This is a genomic window from Porphyromonas pasteri (assembly GCF_014647755.1).
Taxonomy (GTDB): Bacteria; Bacteroidota; Bacteroidia; order Bacteroidales; family Porphyromonadaceae; genus Porphyromonas; species Porphyromonas pasteri.
On record NZ_BMPU01000005.1, the window covers coordinates 197321 to 213271 of the forward strand.

Below are 15951 nucleotides of genomic sequence, written 5' to 3' on the forward strand. Positions count from 1 at the left end.
GGCTGAGGAACAAATAAGTATCTTTGTGATGCGAAGTGCGAGACGCTCACCGCTGATGGTGCGCCTCCGCCTTCCACCTCAGGAAGCTATAGCTACGGCAATGAAACAACTCTACACACTCACCTCTCTCTGTCTCCTCTTTGTATGCCTCATCGGCTCTACCCTCTCCAGCTGTACCGGCCGTAGTGGTAGCGCACAGAGCGCCGACTCGACCCTCGCAGCAGGCGCACAGAGCCCCGAAGGCCCCTTGGGCTGGGACTCCATCGTGATCTCCACGACCTACTTCGACAATCAGGTAGCACGCAAGGGATCGTCCGTAGAGGTAGAGCTCTGGTTCCGCTACCCGACGAATGACTCCGCACTCCTCAAGGCTGTCAGCAGTGCGTTCTTCGGCGAAGCCTATGCCAACTGGAGCCCCAAGGAAGCCACAGAGCGCTATCTGCGCGAGGTGCGTAGCGAATACCTCTTCGGCGCTGACTCCCTTGGCTTCTCTCCCCAAGAGCTGGAGGACATGAAGAGCGAGATGACCCTCTCCAACTACATCACCTATCACGACGACCACATCATCACGATGCAGAAGGACGTGTACACCTACTCTGCTGGGGCTGCCCATGGTCTGCCTGCTACGGGGAACTATACCTTCGACCGCAAGAGCAAGGACGTCATCAGCGAAGGAGACCTCTTCATCGACGGCTATGGCCCCGAGCTGAATAAGATCCTTCAGCGCGCGCTCATCAAGGAGTTCGGTCGCAAGAGCGCGCAGGAGATGGAGAGCAAGGACGGTATCTACGTTGCCGACCTGACGAGCAACGATAACTTCCGCCTCGATGACAAGGGCATGACCTATACGTACAATCCCTACGAGATCGCTCCCTTCGCTATCGGGATCATCGAGGTCTTCATCCCCTACGAGGAGGTACGTCAGCTCCTCCGCCCACAGAGCATCATCTTCAACTATATCCAGCCCTAAGACCGCATGGCCGCTATCGACATCATCACCCGCTACTTCCCCCAGCTCACCCCCGAGCAGATCGAGTACTTCACCCAGCTCGATCCCCTCTACCGTGACTGGAATGCGAAGATCAACGTCATCTCCCGCAAGGATATCGATGCACTCTATGAGCACCATGTACTCCACTCGCTCGGCATCGCCCAGATGATCCGCTTCAAGCCCGGCACGCACATCCTCGACTTCGGTACGGGCGGTGGCTTCCCAGGCATCCCCTTGGCGATCCTCTTCCCCGAGTGCGAGTTCCTGCTGGTCGACAGCATCGGTAAGAAGGTCAAGGTCGCGGCAGCCGTCGCCGAAGCCCTCGGGCTGAAGAACGTACGTACGCTACACGGGCGTGGCGAGGACGTGAAGGAGCAGTTCGACTTCGTCGTCAGCCGCGCCGTCATGCGCCTTGATGAGCTGGTCGGCTTCACCCGCAAGCTCGTCCATCACGAGCAGCGCAACGGTATGCCCAACGGACTCATCTGCCTCAAAGGCGGTGAGCTACAGGCGGAGATCCGCCCCTACAAGCGCATCGTCGAGGTGCAGGACCTCTACCCCACCTTCTCGGAAGAGTACTTCAAGACGAAGAAGGTCGTCTACCTCCCCCTCTAAGCGACCTCATCAGACCAAATACAGCGCGCCCCTGCTACCAGTCGGTAGCAGGGGCGCGCTGTATATGTAGGTAGCTCTTGATTAGCCCTCAGTCTCAGGCACAGAGGGCTCTTCGTCCGTCGTCTCCTCAGGGATCTCGGGGAGAGGCTCCCCCTTGATAGCCACGTAGATCGTGCAGGTACCCGGGAAGATACTATGGTAGAAGGCCTCGCTGAAGCCGGCCTCCTGCAGGATAGCTACCATCTTCTCACGCTGGGGCATCGCAGCGATGGACTTCGGCAGGTACGTGTAGGCGTCCTTGTCATCAGAGAAGAAGCGCCCGATGAGTGGGATGATATTCCCTGCATAGAGCTTGTAGGCCATGCGGAGGACGGGATTCGTCGGCTCGGAGAGCTCGGCGATGACCAGCACACCCGAGGGGCGGATGATGCGATGTAGCTCACGTGCCGCTGCAGGGATGTCGGGGAAGTTGCGGATACCGAAGGAGATCGTCGCCGCATCGAAGGTATTCTCCTCGAAGCTCGTGGCGGTGCAGTCCTGACGGTTGAAGACGATGCGGTCGCTCAGGCCCAGCTGATGGACCTTCTCCGCACCGATGCGCATCATCTCCTCCGAGATATCGACGCCCGTGACCTTCTTGACGGAGGGCATCGTCTGCACGAGTGAGATAGCGACATCTCCCGTACCCGTAGCGACATCCAGCACGTGCTGTGGGGCATAGGGTGCGAGGAAGCTCAGGGCCTTGCGGCGCCAAGAGCGGTCCAGCCCGAGCGAGATGACGAGGTTCAGGCGGTCGTACTGCGGAGCAATGCGGTTGAACATCCGGCGGACCTGATCCACCTTCGACTCAGCACTGTCCTTATAGGGGGTAATCATTGTGGTAGAGATATGGGAAGGATGTGATAATGATGGTGATCACTTATGAGAGAAGTAGATCGAGTGGGCATCGGAGATACGCCCTGACGTGGGGCGCACGGCAGCGATATAAAGCCCAGGGACAAGCCCCGTGACGGACACCGTGGCACGGCCACCCGTCTGCGTGAGCTTCTGATGCATATGGAGCTGACCGGTGAGGTCATAGATACGCACTTCGCAGGGCGTGTGGCGTAGCTCTTCGCCCTCGAGGTGCAGGGCCCCACCGTGGTAGTAACCCGTGAGGCCTTGGGGTAGGTCGCTCTTCGCCTCGGGATTGACCAGCGTAGTCGTCTCGATGAGCAGGTCGATCCAGTACGCCCCACCAGGGAGCTCGGTGCTACGACGCCAGCCATCTGTCCAGTGGTGCGTCCACGCAGCCCACCCACGTAGGCGGTCAGCAGGGCCGTCATAGGCCAGGAGCGGTAGGCGCAGCTCACGGCTGTCGCTCGTCGTGCAGGAGAGGAGATAGCGCCCTTCGCTGAGGCTGAGCTTCAAGCCATCGGGTGCGGGGAAGAAGAACTCGATACTATCGGAGCGGAGCGTACGTGAGCCACGCTGCGCTGCCCCGAAGGCATCATAGCGTGCATACGTTCCGAGGGTCGAGGAGGCGAAGTCCACGACCTTACCGCCGAGGGCATAGTCATCGGTGAAGGGCTGGAGTGCTACACGAAGCTGTGGAAGGTCTGCGGAGGTGAGCTGATCATTACTCTTGAAGACGACGTACGCCCCGAGGATCGTAGCCCCCGATATCTGGGGAAGGCGCAGCTCATTGCCGATGGCGTCGACACCCGTACGGGGCGTGTGCGTCACGTTGGGCTTGACGACTTCGGCTGAGGTCGCTACGGGATCGGGGTAGATAGCGCTCAGGCGCTGCACGACCTTCGGCGCAATGGGGTCATAGCCATCGCAGGTCTTACGGCCAGAGTTCGTGGGATCGAGCCACGGACGGAGCGAACGGATCGTGCCCGCCCCAGGGGTATTGGACACCCACGAGCGCTTGAGCGCCCAGTAGCGGTCGTCATTGGGGCTATCGCAGGTCGAAGCTCCCCCCGTCAAGGCACCGACGATGAGGCCGTCCTTGTCGAAGAGTGCTGAGCCCGAAGAGCCCGCAGCCGTCGCACCGACAGCCCAAGCATTCACCTCCCAGTGCACGTCGCTCCACGAGATGAAGCGCACGGAGCCGTGCTTATCCTCATAGGAGAGGTCGTAGTCACTGGTACGCAGCTCGGTATCTTGCGTGAGGTTGTAGCGCTTGGTCGAGCCCCCAGGATGATGGATGCCGACGAAGGGACCTTGGGGCGACTCATTGATATTCCACCCAGCGAAGTAGGGCTGATAGGCCGCTGGGATCGGGCCGAGTGTGCCGTTAGCTCTGCGGGGAAGCCCCTTGATACGCAGCAGGCACATATCGGTATCCTCATTGTAGCCGACGAGGTTGGCTCCGCTCAAGCTCTGCTCCTCCGTGGGGCGCACGTTGCCCTCACGTAAGGGGCTTTGGAAGCCGAAGAAGAAGACCGTCGTCGAGGCATTGCGGTTCACAGCGCCGAGATCACCGAGGAGCTTGAAGAGGTTATTGAGGCAGTGTGCCGAGGTCAAGACGTAAGGTGTGCCGTCGGAGCGGGTGTTGTTGATGAGCGAACCCGTGCTGGCGCTGGTCCCACCGACGATGAGAAGGAGCGTGCTACGGCTCTGCTTCCACGCATCGGGATAGGCGATAGCGTTGGGCGCACAGCTCAGCGAAGCAAGCGAAGCACGGGGGTGGTCATAGAAAGGCTCCCCTGGTTGGGCGAAATTCTCCGCACGCCCAGCACTGCGGAAGTCGCGGAAGCCGTAGAAGAGCGCATCAAGTCGGAAGGGAAGCTTCAGCTGGTCAGCGCGCGTCCCCTCGGGATATTCGTATTCGAGCACCAGCGTCTCGGCATCGATGGGAGCGATCTGTAGGAGGCTATCCGTCTCGTTGTTCTGCTCGGTGAATGCCCCCTTAGCAGGACGCCCCTTAGCCGTCACGAAGAGCGCACCACCACGAGGCAGGGCATAGCGTGAGAGGCGCAGGCCGATGTTCTTCGCCTGAGGGGCTTGGACCTCAGCGCGCCACACATAGTTCCCCGCTCCATCTTGGTACATACGTCCCAGCGCCTCGGTAGCCTCAGCCACGGGGCGCTCGACAGCGAAGGTATAGGTGCGGAAGCCCTTATCCCCAGCCGTAGCCGATCGGAGCTCCTCAGCGGAGGGTGCTGCCACACGCAGGGCGTTTGTCGCCGAGCGCATCATCTGCCCAGAGCCCAGTGCTCCCACGACGGGCGAGAGGGGCATCTGCTCAGAGCGCGGAGTGCGTGCCGTGCGATACTGTCCCCACAGCGCCTCGGGAAGGAGGGCAAGGAGCATCAAGAGGGGAAGGCGTAGAGAGCGGAGAAGAGACATAGCTACAGGGAGATGTAGGGTGTGTGATCTGTGGCGGACTACTCGATGTGGGTGAAGCCGAGCTGCTCTAAGAGGGGCTTCTCCTCGGGGTAAGCACCTACGACGGTATAGGCAGAGGCTTCGCGGGGGAAGCGGTAGGCACGACGTACCTGCTCGAAGTCCTCGGGAGCGGACTTCAGCGTCCGGGTCGTGGCCTTGAGGTCACAAGTATGGAGCTGGGCACGCAGGATACGCTCTTCCTCGGGGAAGGCGCTGAGGTCGATGCGGGGAGCATCGGGCGTGTAGAGGACGCCTTCGTCCCACAGCCCTTCGGGGAGAGGCAGGTCGAGGGCACGGCATACGGCTTCGAGCGCCATCTGCGAGCCTCGCCACTTGCCGTCGGCCGTCCAGCCAGCGATATGTGGTGTGGCGATGAAGCTGCGCTTGAGGAGGGTCTTATTGATGACGGGCTCACCCTCCCAGCAGTCGATGATGAGGTCGGAGATCTGACGAAGCTCCAGCCCCTTCAGCAGCGCAGCGCTCGGGGAGACGGGGCCACGACAAGCATTGATAAGGAGCGGACGACGCGCACAGCCCTGGAGGAAGGCCTCATCGACCATCCCCTCGGTGGCGTACTGCCCCGAGCGCGTCAGCGGTACGTGAAGTGTGATGATATCGCTATCGTGCTGGATCGTCTCGAGTGAGACGAAGCCCTCTGCGCCCTCACGCTCAGCACGAGGTGGGTCACAGAGCAGTGGACGAAGGCCGAGGGCGCCGACACGCTTAGCCAAGCGTCCCCCGACATTCCCTACCCCGACGATACCGATAGTCTTCCCCTCCAGCGAGACACCTCGCTCCAGCGACCAGCGCACGAGCGATGAGAGGACATACTGTACGACCCCCCCGGCATTGCACCCTGGAGCACTCTCCCAGCGGATACCCGCGGCAGCGCAGTAGTCGGCATCGATATGATCAAAGCCCGCGGTAGCTGTGGCGACGATCTCGACACCGCTCCCCTCGAGGAGCTCGCGGCCGGCGTGCACCACACTGCGAATGAGCAGGGCACGGGCGCCACGGATCGTCTCGGGCGTGAAGTCACGGTTGGGCAGGCGGCGCACGTCAGCGACTTGCTCCACCAGCCCCTCCAGATATGGTAGGGAGGAGTCCAGCACAAATAGTGGCTTATCCATCACGATCTTCTTATCAAAAAGCTATCCCGACCGCCGCCCATACGAGGCAGTGGGGTCAGGATAGCAAGGTGTGTTCTTAGCTTGGGACTCGCGTCGAGCCTCAAGCTGAGGCCACAGATTTAGTTTGCATTCACCTCGACGGCGCCGTCTTCGGGCAGCTCGATCTTGCCGTACTCCTGCTCGAAGCCAGCCAGGTGCTGCTCCAGAAGGCGGACCAGACGCTTAGCGTTGTCGGGAGTGAGGATCTGACGGCTGTGGACGCGAGCCGACTGCTGACCAGGGAGCAGACGGACGAAGTCCAGGATGAATTCGCTCTGCGAGTGCAGGACTACTGCGAGGTTAGCGTACTGACCCTGACCGACTTCTTCGGGGAGCTCGATGTTGAACTGAGGAGTTTCCTGTTCTGCCATTGTTTCTACTTGTCTATATATAATGTACGAAGGGGAGTAGATCCGCTTCGTAGGCGGGCTACACCATGGTCAAAGATAGTGAAAACGCCCCGAATGCGTGCATAGCCACCGAGGGAGGGTGGATGGGAGGAAAGCCAGGGGTAAATGGGACCTCGCCGAGGGGGTGAGTTCGAGGGGCGGAGAGGCTACGCCAGTGCAGTTGCTCGAGAAAGCGGACGAGAGGCGTGGGGAGGGCGTAATCGCCCAATTCGCTCTGGTTCACCCATTGGTACTTGGTGCTCCCCACGGCGTCGGACTCGAGTTCGGCGGTGTAGATGGTAATGTGAAGTATTTGGTGGGAGAGCCGGTGCTCAAGGCTGAAAGTTGTAGGCGCAAGACGCCCCCCCCCGAGTAGGAGAGCTCGTCCTCTACCCAATGGGCTACCGCTTCGGGTGTTTGGGGGCTGTCACTCTCAAACAAAGGGAATTGATACAGTCCTCGCCAGATGTCGTTTCGTCCTCGCTTTTCTTGTAAGACTTGCTGATGGTAGGTGCTATAGATGTAGCTGAAGTAGCGATCTCTAAGGGTTAGCTTTCCCCCCCCCTTTATGGGGAGGAGACGAGCGAGAGGGAGCTCCGCTACACGGCACCACGATGAGGCAGGGCAGGCGGAGCATTGGGGCGATTGAGGGGTGCAGACCAAGGCGCCTATCTCTATAAGGGCTTGCCCCAATTGGCTTGGGGGAAGTTGGGTGGCGAGTAGTTCCTCCACCGCTTGGGTGCAGAGTCGCTTCCCGCCCAGGGTGTCTCTATGGGGAGTTCGCTTGCCAGTAGCCGGCTGATCACGCGCAGTACATTGCCATCCACGGCCGGGTAAGGGAGATCAAAGGCAAACGAGGCAATGGCTCCGGCGGTGTAGTCGCCCCCCCGGGGTAGAGCACGTATCGAGGCAAAATCTTTGGGGAATATCCCCTGATGCTTCGTGGCTATAACTTGTGTGCTGCACGATGGAGGTTGTGCGCTCGGCTGTAGTAGCCAAGTCCCTGCCATAGGCTGAGTACCTGATCTTCGGAGGCTTGTGCCAGGTCGGTAACGGAGGGGAAGGCTTCCACAAAGCGAAGAAAGTAGTCGAGCCCTTGGTTTACGCGCGTTTGTGCAGTATGACCTCCGAGAGCCAAATGTGGTAGGGGTTACGAGTGGTGCGCCATGGGAGCTCTCGGGCATTCTCTTCGAACCAATCGACGAGGGCTCGGGATAGCGGTTGGGGGTGGGTAAGGAGGGCTTCGCTCCTTTCGCCGCAAAGGTACAATCCGTGGGGCGAGGGGGAGCGGTCTCTTACTTCTTTTGTGAAACCTTAAAATTTCGCTGCCCCGAAGAACGCCTTTCCCTAATGTATGATGTAAGGCATGATAAACATGATAATGGGAATGATGAATACAAACAACAGTGTGCTCGTTGTAACAACATTGGTGGCGTATTGAGTGTCGCCATGTGAAGAGGCTGCCAAGACCGGAAGGATGGCCAAGGCCGGAGTTGCCGACTGGACAATCAATGTCTCTTTCAAACCTACGCTGAGCCCATGCCCTAAATACCCTCCTAACAGCAGGAGACCGATGATGGCCAGAGGAGAGAGAATAAATCTCCCAAGAAGAGCTACTATGGTGTCACGGTCGAAGCGGATCGATGACAACTTTGAATTGAATAGCATGATCCCTATATAAAGCAAGGCCAAGGGGGTGACAATGTTGCCCACGTAGGTGAAGGTCTGGTCTATAAAGGATGGAATAGGGATGCCGACTATTAGGAAGAGGATTGCTACGAAGAACCCAATCAATGGAGCAGGGAGAATCTGCTTTATGTTGAGGTGCTGCGTTTTGCTATTTGAGGTCTTTGTAGGGTCATCGGCCTTTATGAAGAAAATGCCTACAACCCAAGTCGACACCGTATTGGTAACATAGTAAACAAGAAAATAGGGCATGCTATTCTCTCCAAAGAGGGCAATGTTGAGAGGCAAGCCGATGAATATTGTATTTGCATTGGCAATGGTATTGATAAATGTACCCCGACGTCCGGGGCGCACTTTCAATACCTTTGCCAATACAATAGCCACGATGTATGCTATTGCCACCCCTCCCATTGGGTATATCAGACTGCTACCTAGAGATAGCAATTCGCTTCGTGAAAGATATTTCAATACGGAGGAGAATATGGAAGCGGGTAGGGCTATATCTGTGATAAGACAGGAGATGTTTTTAGGGAACTCTTCTCCAAACCATCTCCTTTGCTGCAGCACGTACCCCAAGGCGATAATCAGAATGATTACCAGTACACTTTGTATACTTTGGAATAACATACTCATGGCCTTTTTGAATTTGTATCCTATTCGTACTTTGGATACCACTTCGCAGCCTTAATAGCTTTGCGAGCATCTTCTATCTTTTCACGGGTAAGCCCTTGCTTTATGGCGGACTCTGCCACCACTATGGCGATGTGCTCAGAGAATTCTGTCAGCTTTTCGACGGGGGGGAGTACGGCCGCACCCGGCTTAGAAGTGTCAACAATTCCGCCAAGTGCGTGGGCTGCCTCAGAGAGCAGGGTTTGGGTTACCAATTTCGCAGTGGAAGCGATGATGCCGAGCCCAAGCCCCGGATACATCAAAGCATTGTTGGCCTGCCCGATGTTGTAGGTAATGCCGTTGTAGACAACCGGAGCGCTTGGGACGCCTGTTGCAATGAGCGCACGACCATCTGTCCAGTGGATAAGATCCTTTGCAGTGGCTTCTGCTAGCTCTGTTGGGTTAGATAGTGGGAATATTATCGGTCGTTTCACTACCGAAGCCATTTCCTTGACAACTTCCTCACTGAACATCCCCGGCGTGGTAGAGGTGCCGATCAGCACGCTTGGGTGCACGGCCTTCACGGCATGATAGAGGTCTGTGAGTGATGAGGCATTGTCAAACTCGGCACGTTGGCGCACGAAATGCTTCTGCCCTTCTGTTAGATCTTCGGTGTCTTCAAACAGAAGTCCTTGCTTGTCGACCAGGTAGATACGTGCTCGGGCTTCGGAGTCTGATAGTCCCTGCTGCTTGAATTCCTCTGAAATCTGGGTCGCAATACCAACTCCTGCCGTACCAGCACCAAAGACCATCACTCGCTGGTCGGTGAACTTTTCTTTAGAAATTTCTAATGCGCCAAGGATACCTGCCAATGCTACAATGCCCGTTCCTTGGACGTCATCGTTGAATGTGGTAATGCGGTTCCGGTATTTCTCTAGAATGGTGGCGGCATTAGACCTGCCGAAGTCTTCCCAATGCAAATATAGCCGTGGGAATAGGCGCTCGGCTGTAGATACGAACTTGTCTACGAAGTCATAATACGCCTCTCCACGTACACGAGGATGTCTATTGCCCAGATAGAGAGGATCTTCAATTAGTTGTTTGTTATTGGTCCCGACATCCAGCACCAAGGGTAGCACTTGATTCGGATTGATACCAGCAGCAGCCGTATAGACCATGAGTTTGCCAATGGAGATGGCGACTCCGCCAATTCCCCAGTCTCCTATACCTAAAATCTCTTCGGCATCGGTGACGACAATCAGACGAATATCGCGATCACCGGCTGCGTTCTTCAAAGCCTCTTCTATCTCATCCGGGTGGTCAATGGAGAGAAAAGCGGCGTCTTGAGGTTTCATAAACAACTCGTCGTATTGCCGAATTGCATCCGCAACCGTGGGATCATAGACGATAGGCATGAACTCCTCTACGTGTTGTGACATCAAAGCATAGAACAAGGTTCGGTTCGTATTGAAGAGCGTCATCAGATAAACTCGCTTTTCCAGATCGCTAACTTTCTTCTGAAACTCTTGGTAGGTCTGTGCTACCTGCTGTTCCAAGGTCTGGACGACAGTTGGTAGAACTCCCACGAGCTTGAGCGCCTTTCTTTCCTCCAGCGTAAACGCAGTCCCCTTATTGATAAAGGGGTTGTTTATAATTTCCTGTGCTGTCTTCATACTTGTTGTTATTTATTGGTTCGATAATCTTGAAGCCGATTTCGTTGCTTCATGCTCGGAAGGTAGTAATTTTTCTGGAATTGCCAATTGCTCCACACCTCGCGCGTCAGCCAAGAGAAGTCCACCCTCCCACCCTCCGATCCAGAGCGGGCTCTCGAGGAGGGCAAAATGAAGCAGTACTGGTCGTGAGAGTGAGCAGTACTGGTCACGCGCGCGACCAGTACTGGTTACTATCATCGACCAGTACTGGTTCGCAAACCATCCTGCGGAGCTTCCTCCCTTCCCCCTATAATAGAAGGTGCAGCGAGGCGCATCAGCAGAAGGGCCGAACCCACTAAAAACAGAAAGCGTGTGACCTGAGAGCCGAAGCTTTCAAAGTCACACGCCTAAAGTAGGCCCTCGGTGATCACACCTTACCACACTACGAACACCAAACGCAATCTTCCCGTAACCCAGAAGGTATGATTCCTAAGAGACCTGATGGCCGTCTCACGACGCCCATGACAATATTTCTATGTGCTGGGAGAGTCCCCCCTAAGGGTGTCCTCCCGTTTTTAGCGGGACAAAATTAAAAATTTTATTTGATTACCAACTATATCGTTCCATAGATATGCTGAATGGCAGTGCTCAGCTCGTCATAGAGGGCGGCGAGTTCTGCCTCACCACTCCCTATAAGAAACGCTTGATGTCGGCGAATCGTCTCCCTGTCACCGCGCTGTGCGGGCCCCGTCTGCGCCTCTACGGCAGGCAGATGATGCAGCTTCTCATTCATCTCATCCAGCAGAGGAAGGATGGCTTTTGGCGGGAGCCCCTGCGATGTGAGCAGGCTCTCAGCCCTACCGATGAGGTAGTTGGAGAAGTTGCACGCGATGACGGCGGCGATATGTAGCACCTGACGCTGCTCGCTCGTAGCCCAGGCGACGACGTCGCTCAGCTCACGGCCAAGCGCCTCCACAGCCGTCTTCGCTTCGGGGGTCGTCCCCTCGAGATAGAGGGGCACCTTGCGGAAGTCCAGCTCGCGCCCTTCGGAGAAAGTCTGCAGCGGATAGAGCACGGCAGCGTCCCGATGACAGTGCGAGAGCGCCTCCAGCGGCGTAGCTCCCGAGACGTGCACCCATAGGGCATCACGACCCACCTCGTGTGCAGAGAGGCTCTCAGCGACCTCGGCGATAGCCGTGTCGGGGACGGCGAAGAGGTAGCAGTCTGCCGTGCGATCGAGTTCGTCCACACGGCTCGCCACCTCTACATCGCCCCCGAGGCTCTCGGCAAGCCGTCGAGCCGAATGCCCTCCAGGGCTATAGATCTGTACGATCCTGCGCTCAGGGGCATAGGCCTTCAGCGCACGCGATAGGTGCGTCGCCACACGCCCTGCCCCCAGGAGGACAATACGCTCTGCCGTCATTAGGCCTCTTCCGTAGGCTCTTCGGCCATCTGATAGCGACCGATATGGATCTTCTCCCACTTCAGCGTCTCCGTGGGGCGGGGCGCAGCTTCGCCCGCCTTATGCCCGATGGCGAGGATACAAAGCACCTCAAGCTGATAGGGGATATCGAGGACATTGCGCACGTATTCGGCAGACTCCTGACCAGCGCCCGTATAGCATCCGTAGGCATCTGCCCAGCACGAACCGAGGCCAAGGGCCTCTGCCTGCAGCTGGATATAGCCCGCTGCCAGCGAAGCATCAGCGATCCAGCGCTCACACTCCATCGGCGAACCCAGCACGACGATGCCTAAGGGCACCTGCTGGAGGAAGAGCGCCCCGCTCTCGCGCATACGGCTGAGGCGGTCAAGCGTCTCACGATCTTCGACGAGGACGAACTGCGTCGTGTGCTTGTTCTTCGACGAAGGCGCACGCAGCCCAGCCTCAAGGAGGACCTGCACTTCGTCGCCCGTCAGCGGGGTGTCGACGAACTTACGGATGGAGCGGCGCGTATATATAGCGGGGAGGAGGGCGGGCTCATTGCTCTCGGCGAGGAGTTCCTCTCCGAGGCTCTTGATTTCGCTCAAGAGGTGCTCGCCTTCACGGAGCAAGGATTGGTCTTTGGTCATATCTATAATGTATTTACGGCATAAAGGTACGAAGACTTAGCTCAGCGAGCCGCTGGTCACCGTACCGAAGCTTCGTCGAGGAGCTCATCGAAGCGCGAACTCTTGAGGTATCCACGCTTGACCTTATTGTAGGCGATCTCATCCAAGAAGCCTTGTCGAACAAGGCCCTTCAAGTCAGACTTAGCTGTGGGCTGTGAGACTCCAAAGCGCTGCTCGACCTCACGCCCTGTGAGTACCAGAGACTCACTCTCTTGGTAGAGCCTAAGGATCTGCATCTGGCGCTCATTGAGCCCCCCGATGCGTAGGATCGGCGTAAGGCACTCCTGCTCCTTGAGCTTCTGCTCGGCATAGCGCTTGAAGCTTTCGATGGAGAGACGTAGTACCCTGAGATGATATTGTACAAAGTACCCCAGATCAAGATCATCCGTCTCCACCTTGAGGTAAGCCTCTTCATACTGACTCTTCCCCTTATAGATGACCTGCGAGATGGACAGGTACTCCAAGAGCGAGTAGCCAGAGCGAAGCATATACCAGTAGAAGAGCGCACGCGCCGTACGTCCATTCCCATCGACAAAGGGATGCATATAGCCGATGAGGAAGTGAATAATAATCCCTCTCAGAATGGGGTGAATGAAAGTCGGCTGCTCCCGATCATTGCAGAGTGAGAGGAAGAGCTGCATGAAGTCTGAGAGTTCGGTAGCGGGAGGAGGCGTGTGCACGACCTCGTGTGTCAGCTGATGCTCGACATACACTTCATCCTCTGCAGTACGGAATCTCCCTTCATCTGCAGCACGCTCCAGCGTACCCCGCACCATCGAGCGGTGGATCTGCAAGAGGAGCTCCTCCGTCATCTCAGCATCACGCTGCTCCTGCAGGAGTGCCATCGTGCGGTAGTTATTGAGGATCATCCGCTGAGAGCGGTCGCGCGGTGTGATGTTCTTACGTAGCATCTCCTTAGCCACCCTACGCGTCGTAGCTGCCCCCTCGATCTGGCTGGAGCGGATAGCCTCCTCCATCAGAGCGCTCATCAGATAGCGACGTTTGTGCGCTGGAGGAATTAGCTCCGCCACGAAGCGATCTGCTTGAAGCAATTGATCCAACTCATACAGCTGTCCCTGCATCTGAGGTGTCACAAAGAGACGAAGCCCGTAGCGTGGCGAAATAGCTATGCCCGCAGCCCTGCGCTGGGACTTGAGATATCCCCAAAGTAGACGCGGAGTCAAGGGCTCCTCAAGCGCCTTGTGGCGATATTTGATATCTGTCCAATAGGCATAGCGAGCATTGCACTCGCGAAGGAGAGCTTCCAGTTGGGCATCGGCAGGATGACGAAGGATATATTGCTTCTCCTTGGCTGTCAGAGCAGGAGGAGCCTCTATTTGTGCACTCATTTCGGGGTTATTTGCTTTATCACAAAGGTAGAAAAACTCCAAAACCTATATAAATTTTGAAGTTCTTACTACAAGTAGCGAACCACAGTAAAGCAAGAGAGTGGTATATAACGAAGCGAGGCGGTGACCAACTATCCGCCGGTCACCGCCTCGCAATCTATAAAGTAGGGAGCTGCTTACTCCTAAAGCTCGTACTTCTTCTTCAGCTCCTTTGCATACTTATCCATTTCGGGGAAGAGATATGACTCTGTAATTCCCATACGAGCTAATTCATCAAGTATATCTGGTTTCTTTTCCTTGGGGATAATAAACTTATACCTAATCCAATCTGAAGGAATCTCATGATCTACCCTCTTGGTCAAACGTCCCCCTCTACCTTCAGCTGAGGGAATAAGTCCGAGACCAAAGATAAAGAATGCCCCTGCCTGATTAATTATCCGAGGATTACCATACTTTGCCTTCACTAGAAATATGCTACTTAAGTCATTTGGCCTAATTAGCGGATCAAAGTAAGGTTTCTCTTCTTTAATTTGGCGAAGTAAAATCTGAATGCCAGCCCGCTTATTGAACTGTTCTAGCACCTTAGCTTTTACGACACCCTTGGTTTGCTCAGTATAAATATCGATCTCTCGGTCGCTACACTTAGCAAGATTAGCCAATACCGAAACAGTGTCACTATCATAGTGCTTTGTCCTATCCTCGGGAATAGAAAATAGATAAACGGCTCCATCCCTAGCCATAGCCTTAACACCCTCCTCTGCTCCGATACCCTCCCCAGACAAAGCTGTACGCAGGATCGCAAACTTAACTTGATCATTGAGTTGCTTATTTGCAAAAAGTGCATCTATCCCCTCCGCAGCAAAAGTAACCGAAGTAGCATTTCGACCTCCACCAGCTCCAACTCCTGCGCCAGCTAGTGCTCCCGTTACAGCTGCTATACGAGAAAAGACATCACTGTACTCGGAAGTAGGTCCGGGTGCAGACAGGACAACAATCAGAGCGGAAACCAAAGGGATCAGACTTCTAGAATAAACAGTCGTAGCAGCGGTAGCTGCTTCAGCAAGACTACCAACAACAACCTCAAGAATTTTCTGATCAGCCGAGATATCGGTAGAGCATGAAATGGCATCAGGGAGAATAGTCTTCATAATCGCCCCTTTAACAGGCTCAACATCAACACTGGGAATAGCCTCAATAATAGTCTGTGCAACCTCCGCAACTATAGTATCAGTAGGAACCTCCCCTTGAAGAACAGATAAAATAGTACAGGCTACTTTTTGAGCCTCCCTAAATAGTTTTTCACCCACAGTAGCACCATGCAATGCTCCAGCCAATGCGTCATCTTTTGTAGGCTGGCAGGCAAAATATAAGGCGACAAGTGGATTAGTCGATACATCTAAAAGTCGTGTCGGGAGCTCATAGTGCTGCATCTGCACAAGATAATCTAAGGCCGACTTACAGATAGAGAAGCTCTGTGGTGTATGTGCCACCATATCCCGAAATAATAGATGCTCTTTCCTGATCCCATTACTCTGATCCTCTTTCTCTTCCTTATTACTCTTCCTAAAAATTGAGGGCTGGAGCTTCCAACTTATATCAGCATGACCTCGATAGAAGATTTCAGAACCATTGCATTCTTCAAGAATTGGAGTAATCTTCTCGATAAAATCGGATACTGAGTGCACCTCATTATTTCCCCCCTTTTCCCTTCCTACAGAGTTAGGGTTTGGTGTAGGAGCTGTGTCATGGGGATGGTTATCTTGACTCATATAAATAAGGATTAAGTTGTGATGGTATTCCTTGGCTTTCAAGGTATCTACGCAAAGATAAAGGTTTTCACGGCACCAAGTAAGTATAAAACGAAGCGAGGCGGTGACCAGCTGGATAGCCAGTCACCGCCTCGCGATGGGTGAGAAGATCGATATGACAGCAGAAGTGAGTACGCACATTCAGAAAAATCACCTAACTCATCTCTTACGTACATACTACACTAACTATACTAAAGCC

At 55.5% G+C, this 15951-nt stretch carries 14 protein-coding genes; 2 read left to right on the forward strand and 12 right to left on the reverse strand.

Annotated elements, in window-relative coordinates; translation table 11 throughout:
* Positions 1-100: 100 nt before the first annotated feature.
* Together IEX77_RS07945 and rsmG are read left to right on the forward strand one after the other, a co-directional pair.
* Entirely contained in the window at positions 101-970 is an 870-nt protein-coding gene (locus IEX77_RS07945) for an RsiV family protein (RefSeq protein WP_188808446.1), read from the forward strand.
* A gap of 6 nt (positions 971-976) precedes the next feature.
* Positions 977-1606, forward strand: coding sequence for a 16S rRNA (guanine(527)-N(7))-methyltransferase RsmG (gene rsmG, locus IEX77_RS07950; protein WP_188808447.1), 630 nt, complete (start codon positions 977-979; stop codon positions 1604-1606).
* Positions 1607-1687: 81 nt separating this feature from the next.
* Here rsmG and ubiE read toward each other — a convergent pair whose 3' ends face one another.
* From ubiE to IEX77_RS08010, 12 genes are all read right to left on the reverse strand, one after another.
* Positions 1688-2482 carry a bifunctional demethylmenaquinone methyltransferase/2-methoxy-6-polyprenyl-1,4-benzoquinol methylase UbiE gene (gene ubiE / locus IEX77_RS07955; RefSeq protein WP_188808448.1) on the reverse strand — a complete coding sequence of 265 codons (795 nt, stop codon included), beginning with the start codon at positions 2480-2482 and terminating at the stop codon, positions 1688-1690.
* 39 nt (positions 2483-2521) lie between these two features.
* Positions 2522-4942 (reverse strand): trypsin-like peptidase domain-containing protein, encoded by a 2421-nt coding sequence (locus IEX77_RS07960; RefSeq protein ID WP_188808449.1) that lies wholly within the window; start codon positions 4940-4942, stop codon positions 2522-2524.
* A 38-nt stretch (positions 4943-4980) separates the two neighbouring features.
* Complete coding sequence (locus IEX77_RS07965; protein WP_188808450.1) at positions 4981-6111, reverse strand: 4-phosphoerythronate dehydrogenase; 1131 nt, start codon at positions 6109-6111, stop codon at positions 4981-4983.
* A gap of 119 nt (positions 6112-6230) precedes the next feature.
* Entirely contained in the window at positions 6231-6521 is a 291-nt protein-coding gene (locus tag IEX77_RS07970) for a DUF3467 domain-containing protein (RefSeq protein WP_044115752.1), read from the reverse strand.
* A 58-nt stretch (positions 6522-6579) separates the two neighbouring features.
* A complete protein-coding gene (locus tag IEX77_RS08520; protein WP_188808451.1) occupies positions 6580-6936 on the reverse strand; it encodes an NUDIX domain-containing protein in 357 nt (118 codons plus the stop codon).
* A gap of 549 nt (positions 6937-7485) precedes the next feature.
* Complete coding sequence (locus IEX77_RS08525) at positions 7486-7611, reverse strand: hypothetical protein (RefSeq protein WP_289120127.1); 126 nt, start codon at positions 7609-7611, stop codon at positions 7486-7488.
* A gap of 275 nt (positions 7612-7886) precedes the next feature.
* Complete coding sequence (locus IEX77_RS07985) at positions 7887-8858, reverse strand: AEC family transporter (RefSeq protein ID WP_229770842.1); 972 nt, start codon at positions 8856-8858, stop codon at positions 7887-7889.
* Positions 8859-8878: 20 nt separating this feature from the next.
* Entirely contained in the window at positions 8879-10507 is a 1629-nt protein-coding gene (locus tag IEX77_RS07990; RefSeq protein WP_188808453.1) for a malolactic enzyme, read from the reverse strand.
* Positions 10508-11099: 592 nt separating this feature from the next.
* Positions 11100-11909, reverse strand: coding sequence for a Rossmann-like and DUF2520 domain-containing protein (locus tag IEX77_RS07995; protein ID WP_188808454.1), 810 nt, complete (start codon positions 11907-11909; stop codon positions 11100-11102).
* A complete protein-coding gene (locus IEX77_RS08000) occupies positions 11909-12556 on the reverse strand; it encodes a nitroreductase family protein (RefSeq protein ID WP_229770843.1) in 648 nt (215 codons plus the stop codon). The genes IEX77_RS07995 and IEX77_RS08000 overlap by 1 nt, the downstream gene beginning before the upstream one ends.
* Positions 12557-12612: 56 nt before the next feature.
* The gene (locus IEX77_RS08005) at positions 12613-13944 is read right to left on the reverse strand and encodes a Fic family protein (protein WP_188808455.1); all 1332 of its coding nucleotides are present in this window, start codon (positions 13942-13944) and stop codon (positions 12613-12615) included.
* Positions 13945-14126: 182 nt separating this feature from the next.
* Complete coding sequence (locus tag IEX77_RS08010; RefSeq protein WP_188808456.1) at positions 14127-15713, reverse strand: FRG domain-containing protein; 1587 nt, start codon at positions 15711-15713, stop codon at positions 14127-14129.
* Between the last annotated feature and the right edge of the window lie 238 nt (positions 15714-15951).

Excerpts from the sequence above, each read along its gene's own strand:
- IEX77_RS07960 (WP_188808449.1), bottom strand. The coding sequence starts at position 4,942 with ATGTCTCTTCTCCGCTCTCTACGCCTTCCCCTCTTGATGCTCCTTGCC.
- ubiE (WP_188808448.1), bottom strand. The coding sequence starts at position 2,482 with ATGATTACCCCCTATAAGGACAGTGCTGAGTCGAAGGTGGATCAGGTC.
- IEX77_RS08010 (WP_188808456.1), bottom strand. The coding sequence starts at position 15,713 with ATGAGTCAAGATAACCATCCCCATGACACAGCTCCTACACCAAACCCT.
- rsmG (WP_188808447.1), top strand. The coding sequence starts at position 977 with ATGGCCGCTATCGACATCATCACCCGCTACTTCCCCCAGCTCACCCCC.
- IEX77_RS08005 (WP_188808455.1), bottom strand. The coding sequence starts at position 13,944 with ATGAGTGCACAAATAGAGGCTCCTCCTGCTCTGACAGCCAAGGAGAAG.
- IEX77_RS07995 (WP_188808454.1), bottom strand. The coding sequence starts at position 11,909 with ATGACGGCAGAGCGTATTGTCCTCCTGGGGGCAGGGCGTGTGGCGACG.
- IEX77_RS07970 (WP_044115752.1), bottom strand. The coding sequence starts at position 6,521 with ATGGCAGAACAGGAAACTCCTCAGTTCAACATCGAGCTCCCCGAAGAA.
- IEX77_RS08000 (WP_229770843.1), bottom strand. The coding sequence starts at position 12,556 with ATGACCAAAGACCAATCCTTGCTCCGTGAAGGCGAGCACCTCTTGAGC.
- IEX77_RS07965 (WP_188808450.1), bottom strand. The coding sequence starts at position 6,111 with ATGGATAAGCCACTATTTGTGCTGGACTCCTCCCTACCATATCTGGAG.
- IEX77_RS07990 (WP_188808453.1), bottom strand. The coding sequence starts at position 10,507 with ATGAAGACAGCACAGGAAATTATAAACAACCCCTTTATCAATAAGGGG.
- IEX77_RS07945 (WP_188808446.1), top strand. The coding sequence starts at position 101 with ATGAAACAACTCTACACACTCACCTCTCTCTGTCTCCTCTTTGTATGC.
- IEX77_RS07985 (WP_229770842.1), bottom strand. The coding sequence starts at position 8,858 with ATGAGTATGTTATTCCAAAGTATACAAAGTGTACTGGTAATCATTCTG.